Below are 20,444 nucleotides of genomic sequence, written 5' to 3'. Positions count from 1 at the left end.
TGGAGTGTTTCAGACGGCCTTAACGTTTTTGAAGTCGAACAGGCTTAATCAAATCATTTGAAAGGCCGTCTGAAACCTTTTCATAGAAGCAACTCAACGCTTCTTTGAATGATATTTTTCAGACGGCCTTCAATTGATTAACCAATCAACTGTTTCAACACTTCAGCCTTAGCTTTATCAAAATCTTCTTGCGAAATCAAACCGCCATCCAGCAAAGACTTGAGTTTCACCAATTTCGCCTGCGGATCTTCGGCAGCCGGCTGAACATTTTGCTGAGCCTGTTGCGCATTCGGCTGCATCATGCCTGACATAGCACCCGCCATCGCCTGACCAATACCGGCACCCACGCCCAAACCTGCACCGATTCCGGCAAGTCCGCCTTCATTTTGTGCCGCAAGCGGGATGGATTCGGCGGTTTGATATTGGGTGTAACGTCCCAAATCGCCGATAACGCCCATTGAAATTTTCTTATCCAATGCAGCCTGAATAGACGCAGGCAAGGTAATGCTTTCAACAGTGAAGTTTTCCAGCGCCAAACCCAGCTTGGCAAATTCCGCGCCAAGCAATTCGCCGATTTTTTGCGACAGCAAAACTTGGTTCGCCGCCATATCCAAAAATGGGATACCGGAGCTACCAAACGCGGCCGCCAATTGGGTGACTGCAATATTGCGCAGTTGGTTTTCCAAGTCTACACCGCTGTATTGCGCCGCCACGCCGCTGACTTCTTTGAAAAATTTTGCCGGATCGCTGATGCGGTAAGAATACATACCGAACGAACGCAGTTGCACCGCGCCAAACTCGGCATCGCGCACGGTAACAGGTTGGGACGTACCCCATTTTCGTGCGAGCTGTTGTTTGGTATTGAAAAAGTAAACATCCGATTTAAACGGAGACTCAAAAAGCTTGTCCCAGTTTTTCAAGTTGGTCAGCACTGGCAGCGTTTGCGTATTAAGCGTGTAACGCCCCGGTCCGAACACGTCGGCGGTTACGCCTTCATCGACAAACATCGCCATCTGCGCCTCACGCACAGTCAGGCTCGCACCGTTTTGGATCTCCTCATCGGCAATCGGAAAACGCCACATCAGCAGGCTGTCATCGGGATTCGGCCATTGAATAACGTCGATAAACTGTTTCTTGATAAAGTTGAACATTTCAACTCCTTATAAAATAAATAGGGATACAAAATTCAAGGTATGGGTATTCAAGTCAAACAAGCAGCGTTCAAAATGCCAATCGAAATGGATACTGCGCCAAATAACGCGCCGACGGCGACATTATTACCGATGAGTTCTGCGGTAGCGCCTTTAATCATCATTGTCGCAGCGAAATAGACAAAAATCTGAATTACGGCTGCGGCAAGGGCCCACAGGATAAAATCGATGAAGCTGACGCTGTGTGCAATACTTGATGCCAGCGTCAGACAGAAACCGACCAACGCGCCGCCAAATGACAAGGCGCAGGCAAGGTTGCCGTTTTTAATCAGGCGCAATTCTTCAACGGGTGTAATCCGCAGATATACGGCAGCAAAAACAACGGTCATGGCGATACCTGCCAACATGTATTGCAGGTAGAGCAGATATTGGGACAGAGAAATACTCACGATAAGATTCCTTGGTTTGCAATAAAGTGATTATGCCATATTTTTGAAGATAAACCCTTCGGAAAATATGGCATTTTTAGAAGCACTTCAGGCTGAAGCGCGCCGAGATAAATCAGACGATTTTTTGAGAAAAATGAAATGCTCTTTTATTTCATAATGTGAAAGCTATTTTCAAATCCTGCCAATCTTAGGCAGGATTTTTTCTATAACGCGACGACACCGTCGCTTTTTACCAATTGCAGATAACTAGCTCTCCACTTGTTTTTTGTGTTTTATCTCGACTAATAGAATATACCAGGTTCAGTTCGGTAATTCGGAAGCCTTTAAACAATTCACGGATATCTGGGTGGTCGTTGATAGAGAGCATGACTTTACCCTTACATTCGCGCATCATTTTAGCCAGCAGCTCATACTGATGCCAATCAAATGAGCGATCATAGCCTGCAGTTTGCCAATACGGGGGGTCTGCGTAGAAAAATGTATGCTCTCGGTCGTACCGTTGAAAACAACGCTCCCATGATTCATTTTCCACATATACGCCACTCAACCGATTACGAGCAACTTGAAGTTTATCTGCAATTTGAGCTGCATTCCATGCCTTACCAGTTGTAGCTGTTCCAAAGTGCTGATCGCAAATTTTGCCTCCAAAGGCATTATGTTGCAGATAGAAAAAACGTGCGGCACGCTGAATATCGGTCATGCAGTCAGGAGGTGTTGATTGGAGTCTTGCAAATACTTCTCGGCTGGTTAGTGTCCATTGGAATTGGCGCACAAATTCATCAAAATGGTGCTGTACAACACGATATAGATTGATAAGTTGACCATTCAAGTCATTCAATACTTCAACCTTTGCTGGTTGCGGTCGCATAAAGAATAATGCTGCACCACCGGCAAACAGCTCAACGTAACAAGTATGCTCGGGGAACATGGGTAACAAATGTTTTGCCAAACGGCGTTTGCCACCCATCCATGGGACGATAGGCAGAGGCTTTTGAGTCATAACTACTCCTTATATATTAAGTATAGGTACTCAAAGGCACTCAGATTTGAATTACTCTGTTTTAAATTGATTCAGCAGTTTGCAGCGTGGACACTTGATTTCAAAGCAGCCACGGCCAACAGCCAAAAGTTTAAAACAATTTTTGCAACGGCATTTCATTTTTCACAGTTCCCTTATCGTTAGTGATAGAATCACCGTGCCTCGCGCGAGGTACGGTAAAAAAGGCTAACGCAGGTATGGACTGCTGAGGCTGGCGCGGAGAACGGTGGTAGGACACCGCCGCGCAGCCGTTTCTCTTTTAACTAATTGAATCGCTCCATTCTTCTACATATAAGAAGACAGAGTAATCAACGTCAATCTTAGGCTTGTCATAATTAGTGCGAATTCTGACGCTACGGTCAGTTTTTGCCCCAAAGTTATGATTGAGGAACAAGACGACCATCGTTTTATGTTCAAGAGCCAGATATACCTTTGGATCATTGTAAGTATTCTTGAACTTAGCCTCCAACCATGTATATCCGCCATCTGCCCATAAATCTTGGGTCAAATGAATCTTTTCACATTTACGTAAACCGAGAAGTCTTCTGAGTTCTGCAATTTCAGCAGTAATGCTGCTCTGTGTTTCCGATAATGTCTGTAGGTCTTCGATTTTCTTTTGTAACGCAGCCAACTCCTCACTTTCTTCAGCTGCGGCTGCAGACTGCTTTGCAACTTCCAAGTCGGCCATTACTTTAGAAATTTTCAGATGTAGGGCTTCAATCTCATCACTGCCCTTGGCTGAATCAAACTGGATACGCAAGATCTCCAATTGACTCTTCAAAGCAGAAACTGTTGCATCAGACTCAACCAGTTTATTCAATGCATTATCCAGCTCAGCCTTTTGTTTCGCCAGTTCCACCGCCTGTTCAGAAATATTCGCACTGCTACTTTCCAATAACTTCAGACGGCCTTCTAATGAACCAGCAGACTTAATTGCCGCTTGAGCAACGGCCAATTGTTCAGACAATGCTGCGATTTCAGAGCTTTCATCGGCATCCTTAACGGCGACCTCAAGCTGCTGAATCTTGGCCAATAAACCGTCAATAACCGCAGAATCAGTTGTGCTACCAGCTGACGGCAACACAATAATTGCCTGACCGCTGACATCAACATTAACTGTCTCTGCGGGCGGCTCATCATCCGACAAATCAACAACAACATTCGTTACACTCGGTTTAACTTGAATCTCGCCTTGCAGATAGGTTTTAACCACATTTCCGCAAACCGCACGTAAGTCATAAGATGCACGGAGCCAGGTTAAACTACGGGTTAAGGCGGACGGAAATAGTAATACAACCAAATTGTCCGCAACCTTGATTTCAGGACGAACTACCGAACCATCCCCGGCCACGATATCCATTTGAAAATGCGTATGAGACAAATCCAACGGAGTTGATTCGGCGGTCAATCTCACCTTAAACAAGTGCGTGTCGCCGCGATAAAGAGTGAAGTTTTTTGTTTTCGGCTGCATTTCAGACGGCCTTTCTCAAGTCAACCGGCGAACATAATGATGGCTCGGCTACTCCCATTACTGCCCCGCACCATTCCGAGCAGAACCATTTGTCCGCCGACTGCCTCAAAAAACGACGGAAAAACGATGTCACGCATAACACACCCAATAAATCATAGCGCTTGCCCTTAGTGCATCTCCACAAAGAAAACAGACGCTCCATGACAATTTGTTGATTATCCAGCACAATCAAATCCCACTTTTCGGCAGGCAACGGCATACGTTTGCAGCGCACACCACCATCACGAAAAGATGATGAATAGCAATCAAAGAGGCCGTCTGAAAACTCTACCGACACCGCAATTTCACAGTGAGAATATTGACCGCCGGTAACTTTGCGTATTACCCATTCGATAATGCGGAAAGCCAAGTCCTTGGGCGTTTTTATCGTCTTGCGGCCTTTATATAAAGCCAAATAGACTTTTGCCATTTTCAGACGGCCTCCGGCAAAGAGAATACAATCTCGATTTTGTCTAAATCAGATTGTTTCTTAGCAGCTTCAATTTTGCTTTGCAGCGCTTGGCGCTGGCCTGCCACATGGGCGGCAAGTTGCTCATAAGCCAGCGTTTTACGCAACGCAGCAGCCTTAAGCGTATCAGCCGGGATACCACGGGCTGTGGCAATGCCGTCAAGCACCGGCGTTGACGCGGCTTTATCTGCCTGCCAAGCCTTCGCTTCGGCGGCTTGAATTGCCCAGCTTGCAAACTCAAATTCAGGTACGCTGTCGATACCAGCGTGCTTGTTAATAAAAGCCTGAGCGGCAGCATTTAATGCGACGAGTTTTACGGATTTTAAGCCGTCAATATTTACCGATTCAGGCGGGGTCAGGCTGACGCCATCAGGCAGGCTTCCGATTTGTTGCCAGATTTGCTCGCCATCTTTGGTAAATACCAAGACGCCGCGATAATCGGGAATAATCTCCCAGCTCTCGCCCGTCCATCTTGCCGCTTGGTTTTCTTTCAGCGGCGGAACTTCGGCTTCGATACTTTGGCGGCCGTCATCAAAATATTGCTCTTCTACGAACAGGTCGTCTGAATCAATTACACATCTTGTCATTTTTTCAATTCCTTGATTTCGGTTTCTAATGTTTCAATTCTTGCGGCCATTTCTTGAATGGCTTTAGTCAAAACTGGGATGAACGTTTCGTATTCGATGGTGTATGTATCGTTCTTTTCATTTACCATCGGCAGGCGGCCATATTCATCTTCCAGTGCGGCAATGTCTTGTGCGATAAACCAATGCTGCAAACGGTCTTCTTTATGACGGCCGTCTTTTGTTGGGTTCTTCCACCATTCGCGGACTTTGACTGCGCGTTCTTCTTCTGGAAAATCGGCAAACAATTCGTCAACATAAGCATCGCGGCGGTCGTAGTAGCCTGTGACCGGCTTCAATTTCATGATAAATTTCAGGCCGTCTGAAAGCGGTTTGATGTCGGTTTTATCGCGGCCATCGGAGCGGATGTTGACAGCGGTCGGGGCATATAGGGTTTGCCCGTTTGTGCCGATTTGGATTTCGTTATCGCCATTGATTCGCGCGCCATAGCCGATGGCGATGGAGTTTGTGATTTTGCCTTTTAAAATATCGCCTTGGACATTTCGATACCCGGCACTATCACCAATAACAACGCATTGCTCACTGCTTGCCGTAGGGATTGTCCAATACCCAATAGCGGTGGTTGAAATATGGGTGCCTGTTCGCAATGATGACGCCCCGATTGCGGTCGTTTTTAGATAATTGTCTCCAAACAACGCGGCATCTGCGCCGATGATTGTTGAATATCCTGCAGTCAAAGCCTTATTCATCGCGTTTGAGCCGATGATGGTCAACTCTTCGTTTTTAGTAGCAGCTGAATTTGCAGAATAGACGTATTTCAGCTCAGCTGCACCGGTGGCGGTCAGTTCTTTAGAGCTTTGAATGGTGAATGTATTGCCGTTCACCGATACAACCTGAGCCGGGACGACGTCGTTTTGTAAGGTTTGCGCCGTGCCTGATGTAAGGCGTATGCCCACCCAATAATTCGCTTGCGCACCACGAATGTTGGGAAATGTAAGCGTAATGCTTTTTCCAGATTGGGCGTAGGTACCTACTTCGGTTCCCGTCCAGACAACATCTCCGCCATTTGGAGCGCGGTTTCTTTCCAGGTTCTCCATTGCCGCCGCGCCGATTACGGTAACTTTTTCAGCCATTTTTGTATTTCGCGCCGCGCTCCCGCCAATGGCAGTTTGAGCTGCGCGGCCTTGATATGATTGCAGTACGGCTTCGCCGATTGCGATTGTTTTTGAGGTTGGGGATGGCCAGAAAACTTCGATTTCGCCCGTTAATCCGACTGGGGCTGTCCCTGCCATCGCGCCTGCGCCAAGTGCAATATTTGATGACCCTGAACTCAATCCTTGCCCGGCATTTCGCCCAATTGCGACATTTGAAAAGCCACTTGTGATTCCACGGCCTGCATTGCCGCCAATGCCGATGTTGCGCGTGCCAGCCATTTTTGACTGTTCATACCATTCTGTTTCAGCTTGTACGTTGATTAAGCTGTCAGCTCCAATAGCAATATTGTCCCTGCTTACTTTAGAAAAACCCTGCGCACGGTCACCAATAGCGATTGCGGAAACACATTTTTCCATCTGCCCCATTGCGCCTTCGCCAATAGCGATTAAACCTGCACCGGTCCATTCATTCGATTTGAGGTTGGCTGCTGCACCAGAACCAGTAATAAAACGGCCAATGCCCGTGCGGGGTGTCTGATATTGCACATCAACAATTTTTCCGTTGATGTTAAATTTTCCGTTTGTATATTTATTGCCATGCGGATAGTTATTGCCAACATCAATAGTTAATCCTAAACAATCCATCACTACATTTAAACCAGCAGTATCAGCAGCGTTAAATGCAGCAACTTCATTGTTGCGGTTGGAGTCATATCCAAAATCACGTAAACTTAAGACACTAAAATGCAGACGGTGCCAACGCATACCGTTGGAGGCAACGATAATGGTACCGCCATTGTCGACACTGGTTTTGTCATTTGGGGCTGCGACAAACAGCCCACCACCAATACCAGGGGTAGACGCGTAATAACCACTCACATTGACATATAAACCGTTACTTTCGTAGTTTCTTAATTCATTTACATCTTTGACTGATACACTTTGGGAAGCGAGATAATCCACAATAGCTTTAGGAGTGACTGCATAACCACCATCATCCTTATGTTTCACGATGTCAGAAGTTAGTTTAGTAATCCCTGCCTTGAGCTCTGTAGCTGATTCAACGGATTTTTTATATTTATTAAATTCATCTTCTTGATTTTCATACTTCTTCTTCAACCACTGTGTTCGCGCTCCCAACTGCTTGGCCTGGCGATTCGCTACACCATCTGCCCCTCCCATAACTGGGTCGGTCATTTCGATTTGATATAAATCGTCCACCCATTCTGGGGTGACTTTATTTTCTTGTATTGTTGCCATCTTTAAGCTGCTCCGAAATTGTAATCGCCGTCAAAATTTACTTTGCCGTTGTAATAAAGCGGTGTGTCCTGATAGTCCAAACGCACCAATACGCAGCGTGCTGGTGCAAAGGCCGGAAGTGTTTCCCGCAACAGGAGGGCTTCCGTATTGGTAATCGGCCGGTTGAAAATAATTGAGTAGTGCGCCCACAATCTATGGTCGCCATACATATAAATGCCTTTATGATTAATACTGCCGTCGTAGATTTGGCCGCCCAATCCCTCAATCAGTTTGATTTCGCCAAACCCCAAACGGCGGCAGATTTCACGCACCGCCCATGGTGTACCTTTGCGACGGTGCAAAAATACGGCATCTTTAATGAGCTTGCGACGGGTTTTATTGTCTTTGGCCAACCAATAACCGTCTGAGCCAACCATGCTTCGGCTCTCGGCCAACAGTTCAAGGTGTTTATCATCTACTTGCTCAAGCAAACGTGGAATGAGCTTAGTGAGTGTGAGTCGTCTGTAGCCATTACTGAGATTAGCCAAACGCGTAAAGCGTGGGTCTTGGTCGATAATTAAGGCATATTTGAGCTTAGCCATCCTGCTGCTCCATATCGACGGACAGCCCAAATGACACGCACCGCGCCCATTGATTAGGCGCAATCAAAATGGCATCGCTGTCGCGCAATTCGCCATACTGATTGGACAAAATGACGTTGTACACGCCGCTTACCTTCAAGGCCGTCTGAATATCCAAAGGCACAACATCTTTGCCGAGCTTGGAATAGCGGGCGGTTTCATAGTCTGACCAAGCCGCGCTGGCAGCAGCTAAGACCGATTTTGAATCAGCTCCTTTGAACAGCACCAAGCGGGCATCAATTTTGTATTCCACCACTTCTGGCGCACGCACGATCACAGTGTCACAGAGTGGACGTACCGTCTCATCGCTCAATGCCGCTGACACCTTGTCAATCAATTCTTGGCCGGGCAGTCCGTCAGTCGTCAGCAACGTAACGGCTACCGTGCCGCCAATCGCGTTTCCGGAAGAATCAACATCGTTGCCGACGTGGACACCAACAATCGCTTGTGAAACCCTGCGTGCGTAATACTCGTAAGCCTTTCTCGGTCCTCCGACTGAGAATGCTTCAAAGGCAAGCAAAATACGCTCTCGGTAGGAGTCGTCACTCTCAATAACAACTCCGCCGGACGATACAGTAATATTGCTGACCTCAACGTCAATCTCATCATGCAGTGGCTTGACCAAAGTATTGATTTGACCGATTGTCCAGCCATTTCCGGCTGTTCCGGTTATTGTGCATTGCGCCGGTAAATCGACCGTATTACGGCTGGATGACAAAGTTGCCGATGTGGTCGTTTTAAAAGTCAGTTCACCTACGCTAACTTGAGTACCAACCGGTATAAAAACCTGTTCTGCAGACAAGTTGGCATCACACGAAAATCGCAATGTTGTCAGTGCAGGTTGTGCCTCCAATCGTGGCGTGGCCACATCGTCGCCACATAAATCCAACATCAAACCAGTCGCAAAGCGCACGTGCTGTTGGCGGTAGGCTTCATTCACCTGCTGACGAGTCAATGCTTCACGGTAGGCGTACACATTAATCAGCAAACGTTCGATATGAGCCGGTTGCAAGGTTTTGCCACTGTCGCGCTCATATCTAGCAATGGTATCGGCCAAAATCGTCTGCAAATCATCATCTACGACCTTGACGTCTTCACGCTTTAAATTGTTTAAATCCACGTTGCATTCTCCAAATTCACAGCCGTGCTATAGACCTCGCCCGATACATCATCGGCCACACGCCAGCGTACGGTCATAGTGATGTGTGGGGCGTGGCCGCTAAAGGTTACGTCTTCGACGCCGGCGCGTTTTTCCCATGTCTGAATAGCCAATACGACTTCACGTACGATATTTGGCACAAACACGTCTTCCGGCGTGTCGATGTAATCGAAATGGTTGCTGCCAAAGTCCGGACGAGTTACATCCGAGCCTTTTCTCGTAGACAAAATGTTATGAATACACAGATCAATATCGTCCACGCCCTGAGCCAAGCCGCTGTCGCCGGGGGCGAGCTGCCAGTGTTTGGAAATCGGCGTGTCGAATTGCATAAGAAATCCCTGTATCCGTAATGAATACAGGGATTTTATGAAAGGCCGTCTAAAACTGATTTTAAAACGGATTAAAGACTATTCAGGTAAACCAGTTTTACCACCAGAGTCCCCGGGATGTTTATGTTGGGACAAAGGAATCCCATTGAGGATAATCTCACCATTCACTACCATAGTACCCTCAATATTTGCAGCATCACCACCACCTGAATTAACTGCTGACAGACCAGCTGTATAAGTCAACAATCCATTGACTGTCGTATTTCCGCTAACCATCGTTTCTGGAGTTTCGATAGACACTTTGGCTCCAGCTTTAATTTTAACCACTCCGTCAGTCTGAACAGAAACATCCCCGCTGGCACGGTCATGCTCAATCACAGTGCCATTTTTAAATCGGCGTATCCATTTGTCTTTATTGCTTGCAGGAGGCTTATCGGCTGTGCTGTAAATTGCGCCAATCACACAGCCGTTTTCGCCGCGCGCGTCCAGCAAGCAGACAACTTGCTCACCTTCGTCAGGCAGGCTGTAAAACTGATTACCACCGGCAGCCAGTGTAATCATCGGCAGCCAGTCGGTTTCCATGTCTTCCAGGGCAGGGATTTTGACGCGCAGATTGTGACCGGCTTCATCTACCGCCGATACCACGCCGAATTGTAGGGTTGCCCCGAAATCATGGGTTTGTTGCATCCTGCTGCTCCTCGTCATCAATATACTCAATCATCTTAATCTCCAGCTCTGTCGTGTAGCCACTGTTGCTGCGATATTCATGCCGCGCTTGCTTCACCAGATACTTACCGGAAAACTTACCCATGTTTTTCAGCCTAACGGTTTGCCCTGCAACCAGCAGCGCATTGCCGAACAACGTGATGTCCCCGGCACATTGATCGTCTTGTGCGTCAGCCAGTTTGGCATCGGCACGAGCATTAAGCTGCGCTTGGCTCTCTCCTTTATTCGGCACTATTTTCAAGGTGTCACCAGTGTGGCCACGTTTAGATTTGGGGCGTAAAGGTTTTGTTTTCCGCTTAGCAGACACCGTTTTTTTGGTTTTCGGGTCATAACCGCGCATCTCAACCTGGGTTGGCACGCCTTTAATCAAGTCACGTAGACGAATTCTCATCATATCTTCTGGACTCAACACCACCACGGCTTCACGCTCTTTCAGGGTAGCATTATCGGTAAACACCAGCTTATCCCCGACAATTTTGAAGGTGTGGCCATACTCTTTGGCCAACCGGCTTAAAAACTCAACGTCGCGTTCCTGATACTGAGTTACGCGTTTTATTTTGATGTCTTTAACTTGCCCGGTAAGCTGCAATTTCAAACGGCCTGCCACTTGACGAACAATCTCTGCAAGCGTGGTATTTTCATACGCACGACCTTTTAAGGTACGGCTTGCTTTACTGATACCTGCAGACAAAGCCTTCATGCTTACCGTTGACGGAGGATGGTTATACTCAATTTCAGCGATCTCAAAGCTGCCCAATGCCACCAAACCGGTAAATTGGTCGCCCAAACTCAACGCAAGTGCATCGCCTTGCTCAGGATACCAGCCACGCAGCCAGCGGCCGTCGGTATCTTCAAATTCTACCTGTAGCTCATCAGATTGCCCCTCAAGATAATCTGTATAAACAAAGGAAATCAGATACGGTGCAATGTCGCCGGTGATGTCTTTGTTTTCGTAGCTCAGTGTGAAATCCGGCTTGGTTACCGGATGAGTGCCACCCGTACCACCCTGAGCGTCCAAGCCGGACAAAAAACCTTTAATATCCATCTCAACCCCTTCAGCGCATCCAAGGCGGCAAATCGGCCTGACTGTTTTTTGGTTTGCTTTCCAGCACCGGCACAAACACCGTCAAGCCGCTGACAAACTCTTCCGCCAACGGCAAATGCGGATTTGCCGCAATAAGGCCGTTAATCAGTAGCGCGTTGCCGTAGTGCTTATGGGCAATCAAATCCCAGCGGTCACCGTCTTTAGTTATATAACGTAAAACTGCACTCATGAATCACTCCGTGTTGCAAGCCATCCAGTCAAAGTTTCAACTGCTGACGCTCCATTCGCCATCGCCTCTGTTGCCGTCATAATGGATGCGCCGGCGGCATCCAACCAACCTCCGACTGAACCGCTCTCATAACCCGATCTTAGGCTTGCAACCGTATTACCAAGCGCATTTCCAGCCATACCGAGCTGCTCTGCCAGTTTTGTTGCGCTCGTCAAGTCACCAACAACAGCCGTCACTTCTCCAATGCCGTTTAAGTTTTGTAGAACCGGCGCAGCAACACCAAGTGCATCACCGACCAAGTGCAAAAGCCCGGCAGGATCATTTTTTAGCTCTTTCGCCGCTGTAATAATGCCTCGTACTTGTTCAATGCCACTTTCTGCAGCCCTATAAATTTTTACTCCTGTCTCAACCGCTTTGATTACCTCAGACGCCTGTGCCTGAACCGACTCGGGCAGCAGGGACAGTAATGGATTTTGTTTGCCGCTGATAATCGCTGGTGTTGGCAGCGGATTATTTGGGTCGCCGACAAACTCGGTCAGCTCCACATCCAGCTCACGCGCGGCGGTACGGCCTTTGCTATCCTGAATCAATGTGCGCTCGGTCAGGTTTTCAATTACAAACCAACCGACAAATCGCCCTGAACCATAAACCAACGACACTGCCTGCTGCGCCTCCAGAGCAGCCAGTAAGCCCTTGTAGGCCGTGTCGGGATTCCCCAACATCCAATGCAGCTTTAACCCAAATCTCAGCGTGGTCAGCTCATTTTCCATCGCCTGCAGGCGTGGTCTTCCCTTAAGCACTTCATGCTTGGCAAACTTGGCCGAGTGCTGCGCTTCCAAGCTGGAAAAACTTTGCAAGGTTTCAAACCGTACATCGCCCAACATTGCATACATCAGAAAGCCCTCCGTTCACGGTCGGCCATCATACGTTGAAACAGCGTTTCAAATTCGCGCAAGCCCATTTGCAAGGCCGTCTGAATTTGTGCAGGGTTACCACCTGGCGCGTTGATGGTCGGATTAAAATGGATGGTCACACCGCCAGTGGCGGACGCAGCCTGCCGCGCCTGCTCGAAATCTGCACGATGACCGGATACACGCGCAGCAACATCAGCACGTAACTGACCGACACGGTTCGTAAAACTGTCTTTCAGACGGCCTGCCCATGTGCCGATAGTACCGATTGGCCGACTGGCCGTGCGACGGATACCGATGTCCAAACCTTGAGTGATAAAGCCACCGAAACGGCGGAATTCACGACTTGGAGAATGGATATCCATTACCGCCTGGAATTTTGCCTTAATCGAATTACCGATAGATGCAATTGTGTTATATACAGCTGCCGCCGCTGATTTAATGCCATTGATCAATCCCTGAATCAGCATCCGACCAAAGCCGGAAAAGGTTGACGGTAGGGTTACTCCAAACCAGCTCATCACACCAGCAAATGCCTGATAGAACAAACCGAGTGGTGAAAAATTGAGAATGGTTTCTGCAATATTGCCTATGCCACTACTGAAGAAGGCTGTGATTTTTGCCCAAAGTCCACTGAAAAATGTTACTAAGCTTTGCCATAATGCCTTTGCACCACCAACGACAGCAGACCAATTGTCATAAAGCAAATATGCAGCCACAGCTAACAAGCCTATAGCAATACCAATAGGATTGGCCATCAATAACATGCCTAAACGCATGAATAGGCCGGTAATCTGTAAAATCCCCGTGCGGAAGATATTGACGATAAACATACCGCCAAGGAGCGTGGTTTTAAATAAGGCCAAACCACCTATAAAACCAATCAGTGTACGGGTCAATGTAGGATTGGCAGCCGCCCAATCAGAAATACTATGAATAATGGGCGCGATAGATGACATTAAAGAATTAATCGCTGGTAGTAATGTCGAGCCAATAACAATCCCCAACTCTTTCAAGCTGTTTTTAAAGATTTCCCAATTGGCAGCTGTAGTCTCTGAGCGAGCAGCAAACTCTTTACTCATCGAACCTTCGAAACTCAACTTGCCATCTTTTCCTGTATCCTTTAAAGCTCTGATTGATTTCTCGTAAAGATCTACATTACCAGCCAAGACTGCGATGTCATCCGCGTACTCCAATCCGAATAAATCAACCAATGCACCCATTTGTTGTTCTTTGGGCAGCTTATTCAACGTCTTCAAAAAATCCTGTAAAGCTTGTTCCCCATTTTCGGAAATCGCTTTTTTCAAATCTTTTGATTCCAGGCCCATCATCTGCAAGGTTGCTTGAAATTTTTTCCCTTGTTTGTCGGCAGTCATCAACTTGGTCAGCATCCCATTAATTGCCGTACCGGCAACCTCGGGAGACTTACCCAAACTGATAAAAGTATTTGCTAAAGAGGCAGTCTGTAGCTCAGTCAATCCAAACTGTTTGGCCACACCACCGACACGTCCTAATGCATTGACAATATCTGAAGCTTTTGCGGGGCTATTATTGGATAAATGGTTAATTGCATCGCCAAGCTTACCAATCTGCTCAATAGGAATCTTATAGACATTGGCCAGCTTAGCCATACTTTCACCGGCCTGATCTGCGGACATATCAAAAGCAACCGACATCTTGGCAATCGTTTCCGTAAAGCCAATAATATCGTTCCGAGCTATACCAAGTTGACCGCCCGAAGCAGCAATAGCGGCCAATTCCTCTGCTGCCATTGGAATTTTGCGGGTTAGGGCGAGAATATCATTGCCCATTTGCTTGAATTGCTGTGGTGTATCAAAGTCCACGACTTTTTTCACATCAGCCATTGAAGATTCAAAGTCCATGGCCAATTTGACCGGGACAACAGCCGTCGCACCAATTGATACAACTGACATTACCTGTTCGCGCATTTTTCCACGCTGTTCTTTCAGATGACCAAGTTTTGTATCAATATTGGAAAGTTTGAGTTGTTTTTTACGAACTTTATCGATAGCTGTGCCAAGTTGGGTATATTCACGCCGTAATTCATTTACGCGTTGCCGTGACATCCGCAGCGGATTTTGCAAAGTCTGACCAATCAAACGTTGCCGTGCAGACAAGCGTTGTTGTTCGTCATTCAGACTTTTGATTGAACCTTTAAGACTTTTCAGACCTGAAATCGCTGCCCCGGCAGCAAAACCGACCTTTACACCGATTGCCAAATCTGCGGACATGATTTATTATCCTAAGTAGATATTGAGGGATTTAAAAATGAATAAATTTTTTGATTTTGCTATCGATTTCCCAGCTGAAAAACTGGTTTCAGCAGCAATCCTTCTAGGATTCATAATCGGTAGCATTAAAGGAAATTGGGCGATGGGGATTGCTTACGGCATTTTCGCTCCGCTCACTTTAATCCCAGTAATATTACTCATCGCCTTTTTGGGTATTCTCTATAAATTTTTTACCCGAAACTAAATTGAAGACTTCCTGTAGCCCGCCTTGATTTGGCGGGCTGCTTCTTTTTGCCAGTCTTCAAACTCATCAAGCGGCATGGCATACACTTCTTGAACACTCCAGCCAAACCACCAAGCCAAATCAGCAACAGCATTCAAAAGCTTCTCATCGGCTTCTTTATTACTCAGCAGCGGCTTCGTCTTCTTGTGAGCGACGAAACCAGTCTTGCACCTGTTTGTAGTCATACAAATCCAGCTCGTCCAAATCTTCAGGCACCAAACCTGTGATGCGCGCGAAAATCGTCAACTCCTGCTCGGCATCGCTGCTCAAGTGCGCCACAGCACGCAAATCACCCACACGCGGACGGCGCAGTTTCAGTTCGGTCAGGTTTTCGCCCGTCGCCAAACGTACAGGATATTTCAGCTTTACAGTTTTGGTTGCACCCAAGTTTTCTTGCAGTTTTTGTGCTTCAGTCATCATTTAATCCTTTTGAAAATCAATAAAAAATTGCTGTACCCAAGAAAGATACAGCAATTCTGCCAAAGGCCGTCTGAACCGGCTTTTAATGTGTTTTAATACTTATGCGCCGATGTTTTTACGCATCTGTGCCAATACATCTACGCCGTCCACGCGCAGAATATTATTGAAGGAGTTGTAGTAGAAGAGCTCTCGGCCATCAGCGACTTGGCGGACTTCATTTACATGGAAAGTGCTGGAAAACTCTGCCTTTTCTTTTGGTTTAAAGCCACCCAACGCATCTTTGCCGAATGTGCCGGTCATGGTAGTGACCATCGGCACTTCTTTCTGCAAACCTGCTGCGTCGAATGTTTGCAGGTTAGAACGAATCATCAGCTGCACCGCTTTAAACGGATTCTTGCTGCGTGCGGCCACTTCGGGATAAAAGCTGTTCCATGTGATTTCGGATTCCAAAGCCTCCATGCCGCTTGGCAGCTTGATCGTACCGAAAAGACCCAAGCCGGTGACTTCATCCATGGTGAACTCGACTTCAGGCGCGGTAATTTCTGCCGCCTTGCCCAGTAGATTGTTGCCGTCGATATAGACGTTGGCATTGTAAATTGCATTTAATTGCGCCATGTTTCAGCTCCTTAATTGCCGCTGACCAAGTTGGCCAGATATTTGCGGGTCATTACCGAAGTATTGGTCAGGCGTTCGGCCGGAATTTTCGGCGTGTATTCATAAACGATGGGGACTTGGCCTTTGCTGAATGCGTCGACCAAATCGTAGTCGTAGTCCAAACTCAGAGAGAAGCCGACGATGGACGGCAACGTACTCATGTAGGTACGGACGGTTTCCAGCAGGCTGTCGAGCAAGGCTTCGTCAATCGGGCGGTCGACATATTGCAATTCGGCGCGACGGATGGACTCGTCAATCAAGTCGCCGGTACGTTGGGCTACCTCAAAGTTCTTGATGTGAGAAGTAGTTGGGAAACAGGCAAGGCGGTTACCCCACATACGATAGCCTGTACCGTAGGAATTGAAGACAGTCGTAATGCCTTTTTCATTCAGGCGGTTGGTTTCGGACTGCGGGTCGTCGGCGCGAGCAGTCAGACCGATTTCCACGCCAGTTACGCCCAAGAGTTCGCGGTTTGATTTACTGAACCAATAACCCTGCTCGACATCGGTCTTCATGCGCAGACCGGCAGCGTGGGTAGCCAGTGATTCCATACCCAGCAGACCGATCACATGCGGGAAAAACAGCTCGGCACGGTCGCTTGATGTCTGAAAATTAATCGTACCCAATGGCCCACGGCCTTCGAGAGCTTTGCTCAAGGTCGTGCCTTCAGGTGCGTTGATATAGGCAATTGCATTCAGGTTGTCGGCCACGGTAATCATTTTGGCGGCGACGGTAGCCGTTTCGTCGTAATTCGGCACAATAATGATTTTGGCATCTGCGCCTTGGCGATTGTAGCCTTCTGAGAGCAGCTCCAAGCCCGTGCGCTGTCCGGTAGCCGCGACATATGCACCGATGATGTCGGCCTCTGTTACTTTGGTCGGGTCTACGTAGCTGTAACTGATTTTCGGGGCGGTCGGTTTGGTTTTATACACAATCTCGCCGGTTAGCGTGTTGATGGTGTAGTGCTGGCCTTCGGTCAGTGCGGATGCGCCGTCAGTCAGGGCATAACCGGCAAGCAGTGCAGGTTTGGCGGTATAGGCCGTCAAGGTATTGCTGTCGACGGTCAATACTTCGTTCTGTACTTGGGTCTTATGGCGTGCGGGATCGCACACGTTAATCACATAAGCCACACCAGAAGCATAACGTGTCCAAATATTGGCCGCATCAGGCAAAGTAAAGCCTTTACCGGCCAGCTCACCGCCAAATTGTGCAAAGTCTTTCTTGGTTTGACACACAGTCAATTCGTTGACCGCACCGACTGGTGCAGTACCGACAATAGCCGTAATCGCACCGTCAACGGTATAGACAGGATTAGAACCACCGTCAATACGGATGGTCTCCGTACCATGATGATAGGCTGCTGCCATTATGAATTCTCCTTAGTTTTTAAATCAGGGTTTAATGCATTTCCATTCAAGCGGCCATGCACCTTAATGAGCAAGGGATTGGTATTGGGCTTACAAACTTCGACTTGTTGAGTTTCCGTCTGAACGGTCAGCTCATACTGCCATGCACCGGCATCTTCGTTTAAAAAACGCTCTTGCAATAAATGACACGGCAGACAGTTTGGAGGGCGGAAGCCGACAATCGCCAACCGGGCTTCGTCTAAAATCGCCAGCGTGCCTTCATCGCCGTGCAGATTGCTGCCGATAACGGTTAACACCAGCGTCATGTCGCGCTGCTGGGCAATGTTGCCCAAATGTTCCAAATCAGTGAACTTACTGCCACCGTAGCCCACCAAAATCGCACCGGTCGGGTGGATAAACTGGTATTCAGACGGCCTTTCGGGGAACGCTTCCACGATGACCCATGGAATGGCCGTCTGCAAATGCTCAACTACCGCGTCAATAACAGGACGTGTCGCACTCACAATCAATACCCCGTCATGTCAATACGCGAACCGCCACGCGTGTGATACGCACCTGGCTCCGGCTGCGCCTCTTTGTCCAAAGTATCAACGCCGATATGGATTTTGCCGTCGCGGATGGCTTCCAACGTTTTCAGAGTCGCGTTGTAGGCAGTCTCCAACGTCTTCGGGAAATCCACCCGATTGATGCGGCGCGAGTGCAGGAAATGGCGGGCAATGTTGATACACAATGGCGGCAACACCGTCGGCACCGACTTGAGAGGCAGCGGGTAGCGTCCGCGCAAGTAGCCGTCAACCAAATCACAGGCATACCGAATCGCTTCATCGACCACATCCCAGTCAGGGTCAGTCGCGCGCGGCTCATCGTTGGTCAACTGCACCAATTCCGGCTTACTCATAGCCTTGAGCATATTCTCGGCGTTGATGTAGTACATTACGCGTCCGCCTTTGTTTTGCGTTGCGTTTTGGTTTTGGACTCAGGATCTTCAGTCGGATTAGATTCAGACGGCGTTTTCTCTTGAGCTTCTGCCTGTTGTGCATCCAGCTCTTCGCCTGTAGTTGCCGTCGGCGTCACATGAGCGGCCACTGATTCGTATTGTTCAGGTGTCAACTCAACTGCTTCACCTGCTTCCACACGGAATTGCTTACCGGCTTCGTCTTCAAGAATCAATGCAGTGTTTGCGATATAAACCTTAGCCATGATTAACCTTTCAACAATACACGAACAGTTTCACCTGCGGCGGTTGCAGCAGTCAGAGCCGTACCGGCAATTTTTGCTGCACCGGATACTGCACAGCCTTGTGCGTCTGCGCCTACTTCGGCACCGATATCCACTGCGCCACCTGATTCGACAACAGCGATACCGACCACATCGACTGCAGCAGTATCACCAGTTTCAACATCATATGGAGCGACACCCAAAACGGCCTCGCCGACTTTAGCCTGTGCGCCTTTAAAATTAACAAAGCGGTTTTTCACAATCGCGCCTGTTGCGGTAATGGTAGTTACCAAAACTACTTGTTTTGTTTGTGCCATGTTTTACTCCTGTGCCATCTTGGCAGCGTATAAAGTTTCTTTAACGTGATAACCCTCAAGCTCCCAAAGCTTGTTTAAGGCATTTTCACGGGCAAGATCGCAGCCGATACTTTCGTTAAATGCCTTTGGATCGATACAGGCAGACTGACCGATTACGACGAAGCCGCTATCCAAAGTCAGAGAGCAAACCGTGGTCGTTTCACCGATACGCGAAAACGAAACTGAGGCTATTTTTTGTTCCAAAGCTTCCTTGGTAATTTGAAACATCTTTTCTCCATAGGCTGTCTGAAATTACTTCCCCACTGTTTCACAGACTGGTTACTACTTTCGTTTCAGACGGCCTTGTCAATTAATCTACTGCGTTTTCAAACAAGAAACCGCACGCACTACCCACCACAGCCGCTTTGCGGATATCGGTATAACGGGCGTATTCGACTTTGCCGCCAACTTCTTCATAACGGTCGACCACAGGCATGCCACGGCGGCGGAAGGTATAACCGAATGCAGGTTCGCCTTCGTCATTGCCGTCTGAAACCAAATCGGGTCGAACAATCAGGCTGGCAAATTTACCCCAAACATCCTTGGTGGGTTTGCCGGTTGCAACAGATGAAACAGCCTGACCGACAATGATGTCATCCAGTTCCAGCAGGTTTTTCAACTGCTCGACAGTCAACAGAGATTTACGGTCATTGGCGGACAGGGAGGCGAGGAGAGCCTTATTGCGCTTGAGTTGAGACAATACGCTGGCACCTACTACCAATACGCCGGGGCGCACACCGCAAGCTGCACGGACGGTTTCACGTGCACTTTCAATATCGGCCAACGGGTCTGAATTATCGGCACTCCACTTTTTCGTAGCCGCCAAATCTTTAGTGTGGCCACTCTGATAAGCAGATTTAGCCTGCAGCAAAGCAGCCGTTTCGATTTCTTGGCGCAGTTGCACACCCTTGGTAGCGCGACGGGTAGCTTTGGCTTGCTCGTTAAACAGCGATTCCGCTTGCTCACGGTAATCCACACCAGCCGCTAAATCGTGTTCTTCCAACACAATCGGCAGATAGTTCGGCGCATCCAACGTAATCACATTAGACGCCGCACCGACGGCACGCTTTGTGTCGTATTCGACAAAAGAGCCTTTGCCAAACACCGGCACCTGTACGCCTTCTTTATCAGTGAATACTTGAGGGAAAATTTTCTCGGCAATAAATTCCGCGTTTTTATAACCGACTGCCAGATTGGTTAAAACTGGATCGACCTGACCGCGAAGGCGGCGCAAATGAGAACTCATCGTTCATCCTTTC

27 protein-coding genes are annotated in these 20,444 nt (G+C 48.1%); 1 reads left to right on the top strand and 26 read right to left on the bottom strand.

Annotation, left to right across the window (positions count from 1 at the left end):
* Window positions 1-137 precede the first annotated feature (137 nt).
* The 16 genes from O3661_RS05945 to O3661_RS05870 all read right to left on the bottom strand — a co-directional run bounded on the left by O3661_RS05945 (window position 138) and on the right by O3661_RS05870 (window position 14,887).
* Window positions 138-1,151 carry an SPFH domain-containing protein gene (locus O3661_RS05945; protein WP_070838552.1) on the bottom strand — a complete coding sequence of 338 codons (1,014 nt, stop codon included), beginning with the start codon at window positions 1,149-1,151 and terminating at the stop codon, window positions 138-140.
* 50 nt (window positions 1,152-1,201) lie between these two features.
* Complete coding sequence (locus tag O3661_RS05940) at window positions 1,202-1,600, bottom strand: DUF350 domain-containing protein (protein ID WP_039861961.1); 399 nt, start codon at window positions 1,598-1,600, stop codon at window positions 1,202-1,204.
* A 229-nt stretch (window positions 1,601-1,829) separates the two neighbouring features.
* Window positions 1,830-2,600, bottom strand: a complete 771-nt coding sequence (locus O3661_RS05935) for a DNA adenine methylase (protein WP_049332814.1) — start codon at window positions 2,598-2,600, stop codon at window positions 1,830-1,832.
* A 51-nt stretch (window positions 2,601-2,651) separates the two neighbouring features.
* Window positions 2,652-2,759: a Com family DNA-binding transcriptional regulator gene (locus O3661_RS05930; protein ID WP_107831888.1), complete on the bottom strand. Its 108-nt coding sequence runs from the start codon at window positions 2,757-2,759 to the stop codon at window positions 2,652-2,654.
* Between the two features lie 139 nt (window positions 2,760-2,898).
* The gene (locus O3661_RS05925) at window positions 2,899-4,110 is read right to left on the bottom strand and encodes a hypothetical protein (RefSeq protein WP_371492634.1); all 1,212 of its coding nucleotides are present in this window, start codon (window positions 4,108-4,110) and stop codon (window positions 2,899-2,901) included.
* A gap of 1 nt (window position 4,111) precedes the next feature.
* On the bottom strand, window positions 4,112-4,579 hold the full coding sequence (locus tag O3661_RS05920; protein ID WP_371492633.1) for a hypothetical protein: 468 nt from the start codon (window positions 4,577-4,579) through the stop codon (window positions 4,112-4,114).
* A gap of 2 nt (window positions 4,580-4,581) precedes the next feature.
* Window positions 4,582-5,205, bottom strand: a complete 624-nt coding sequence (locus tag O3661_RS05915) for a hypothetical protein (RefSeq protein WP_371492631.1) — start codon at window positions 5,203-5,205, stop codon at window positions 4,582-4,584.
* The gene (locus O3661_RS05910; protein WP_371492630.1) at window positions 5,202-7,616 is read right to left on the bottom strand and encodes a tail fiber domain-containing protein; all 2,415 of its coding nucleotides are present in this window, start codon (window positions 7,614-7,616) and stop codon (window positions 5,202-5,204) included. The genes O3661_RS05915 and O3661_RS05910 overlap by 4 nt, the downstream gene beginning before the upstream one ends.
* A gap of 2 nt (window positions 7,617-7,618) precedes the next feature.
* Entirely contained in the window at window positions 7,619-8,197 is a 579-nt protein-coding gene (locus tag O3661_RS05905) for a phage tail protein (RefSeq protein ID WP_371492629.1), read from the bottom strand.
* Entirely contained in the window at window positions 8,190-9,305 is a 1,116-nt protein-coding gene (locus tag O3661_RS05900) for a baseplate J/gp47 family protein (protein ID WP_371492627.1), read from the bottom strand. The genes O3661_RS05905 and O3661_RS05900 overlap by 8 nt, the downstream gene beginning before the upstream one ends.
* A gap of 41 nt (window positions 9,306-9,346) precedes the next feature.
* Window positions 9,347-9,724, bottom strand: coding sequence for a GPW/gp25 family protein (locus O3661_RS05895; RefSeq protein ID WP_070822354.1), 378 nt, complete (start codon window positions 9,722-9,724; stop codon window positions 9,347-9,349).
* A 78-nt stretch (window positions 9,725-9,802) separates the two neighbouring features.
* Window positions 9,803-10,411: a phage baseplate assembly protein V gene (locus O3661_RS05890; RefSeq protein ID WP_371492625.1), complete on the bottom strand. Its 609-nt coding sequence runs from the start codon at window positions 10,409-10,411 to the stop codon at window positions 9,803-9,805.
* Window positions 10,395-11,495 carry a phage late control D family protein gene (locus O3661_RS05885; RefSeq protein ID WP_371492623.1) on the bottom strand — a complete coding sequence of 367 codons (1,101 nt, stop codon included), beginning with the start codon at window positions 11,493-11,495 and terminating at the stop codon, window positions 10,395-10,397. The genes O3661_RS05890 and O3661_RS05885 overlap by 17 nt, the downstream gene beginning before the upstream one ends.
* A gap of 10 nt (window positions 11,496-11,505) precedes the next feature.
* Window positions 11,506-11,724 carry a tail protein X gene (locus O3661_RS05880; protein ID WP_371492622.1) on the bottom strand — a complete coding sequence of 73 codons (219 nt, stop codon included), beginning with the start codon at window positions 11,722-11,724 and terminating at the stop codon, window positions 11,506-11,508.
* The gene (locus O3661_RS05875; protein WP_049332799.1) at window positions 11,721-12,617 is read right to left on the bottom strand and encodes a phage tail protein; all 897 of its coding nucleotides are present in this window, start codon (window positions 12,615-12,617) and stop codon (window positions 11,721-11,723) included. Before O3661_RS05875 ends, O3661_RS05880 begins: the two co-directional genes overlap by 4 nt.
* The gene (locus O3661_RS05870; protein WP_049332797.1) at window positions 12,617-14,887 is read right to left on the bottom strand and encodes a phage tail tape measure protein; all 2,271 of its coding nucleotides are present in this window, start codon (window positions 14,885-14,887) and stop codon (window positions 12,617-12,619) included. Before O3661_RS05870 ends, O3661_RS05875 begins: the two co-directional genes overlap by 1 nt.
* 37 nt (window positions 14,888-14,924) lie before the next feature.
* Between O3661_RS05870 and O3661_RS05865 the strand changes: the two genes are divergently transcribed.
* Window positions 14,925-15,131, top strand: coding sequence for a hypothetical protein (locus O3661_RS05865; protein ID WP_049322395.1), 207 nt, complete (start codon window positions 14,925-14,927; stop codon window positions 15,129-15,131).
* Here O3661_RS05865 and O3661_RS05860 read toward each other — a convergent pair.
* From O3661_RS05860 to O3661_RS05815, 10 genes are all read right to left on the bottom strand, one after another.
* Window positions 15,128-15,268, bottom strand: coding sequence for a GpE family phage tail protein (locus tag O3661_RS05860; protein ID WP_232445004.1), 141 nt, complete (start codon window positions 15,266-15,268; stop codon window positions 15,128-15,130). The two genes, O3661_RS05865 and O3661_RS05860, sit on opposite strands and share 4 nt — an antisense overlap.
* A gap of 22 nt (window positions 15,269-15,290) precedes the next feature.
* Window positions 15,291-15,587 (bottom strand): phage tail assembly protein, encoded by a 297-nt coding sequence (locus tag O3661_RS05855; protein WP_049322394.1) that lies wholly within the window; start codon window positions 15,585-15,587, stop codon window positions 15,291-15,293.
* A gap of 102 nt (window positions 15,588-15,689) precedes the next feature.
* Window positions 15,690-16,205, bottom strand: a complete 516-nt coding sequence (locus O3661_RS05850; protein WP_049322393.1) for a phage major tail tube protein — start codon at window positions 16,203-16,205, stop codon at window positions 15,690-15,692.
* An 11-nt stretch (window positions 16,206-16,216) separates the two neighbouring features.
* Window positions 16,217-17,611: a phage tail sheath family protein gene (locus tag O3661_RS05845; RefSeq protein WP_371492621.1), complete on the bottom strand. Its 1,395-nt coding sequence runs from the start codon at window positions 17,609-17,611 to the stop codon at window positions 16,217-16,219.
* On the bottom strand, window positions 17,611-18,114 hold the full coding sequence (locus O3661_RS05840) for a Gp37 family protein (protein ID WP_049332827.1): 504 nt from the start codon (window positions 18,112-18,114) through the stop codon (window positions 17,611-17,613). Before O3661_RS05840 ends, O3661_RS05845 begins: the two co-directional genes overlap by 1 nt.
* A 2-nt stretch (window positions 18,115-18,116) precedes the next feature.
* Entirely contained in the window at window positions 18,117-18,545 is a 429-nt protein-coding gene (locus tag O3661_RS05835; protein WP_371492620.1) for a gp436 family protein, read from the bottom strand.
* Window positions 18,545-18,811 (bottom strand): hypothetical protein, encoded by a 267-nt coding sequence (locus O3661_RS05830; protein ID WP_063068501.1) that lies wholly within the window; start codon window positions 18,809-18,811, stop codon window positions 18,545-18,547. The genes O3661_RS05835 and O3661_RS05830 overlap by 1 nt, the downstream gene beginning before the upstream one ends.
* 2 nt (window positions 18,812-18,813) lie before the next feature.
* A complete protein-coding gene (locus O3661_RS05825) occupies window positions 18,814-19,146 on the bottom strand; it encodes a capsid cement protein (protein ID WP_371492619.1) in 333 nt (110 codons plus the stop codon).
* Between the two features lie 3 nt (window positions 19,147-19,149).
* A complete protein-coding gene (locus tag O3661_RS05820) occupies window positions 19,150-19,413 on the bottom strand; it encodes a Gp49 family protein (RefSeq protein ID WP_263341770.1) in 264 nt (87 codons plus the stop codon).
* Window positions 19,414-19,495: 82 nt separating this feature from the next.
* Complete coding sequence (locus O3661_RS05815) at window positions 19,496-20,431, bottom strand: hypothetical protein (protein ID WP_049322386.1); 936 nt, start codon at window positions 20,429-20,431, stop codon at window positions 19,496-19,498.
* Window positions 20,432-20,444 lie beyond the last annotated feature (13 nt).

Origin of the sequence: Neisseria sp. 20925_1_37, from assembly GCF_041433255.1 — a bacterium.
Taxonomy (GTDB): domain Bacteria; phylum Pseudomonadota; class Gammaproteobacteria; order Burkholderiales; family Neisseriaceae; genus Neisseria; species Neisseria flavescens_D.
The sequence above is the reverse complement of the archived record's forward strand: the minus strand, read 5'-3'. Positions and strand labels throughout refer to the sequence as shown.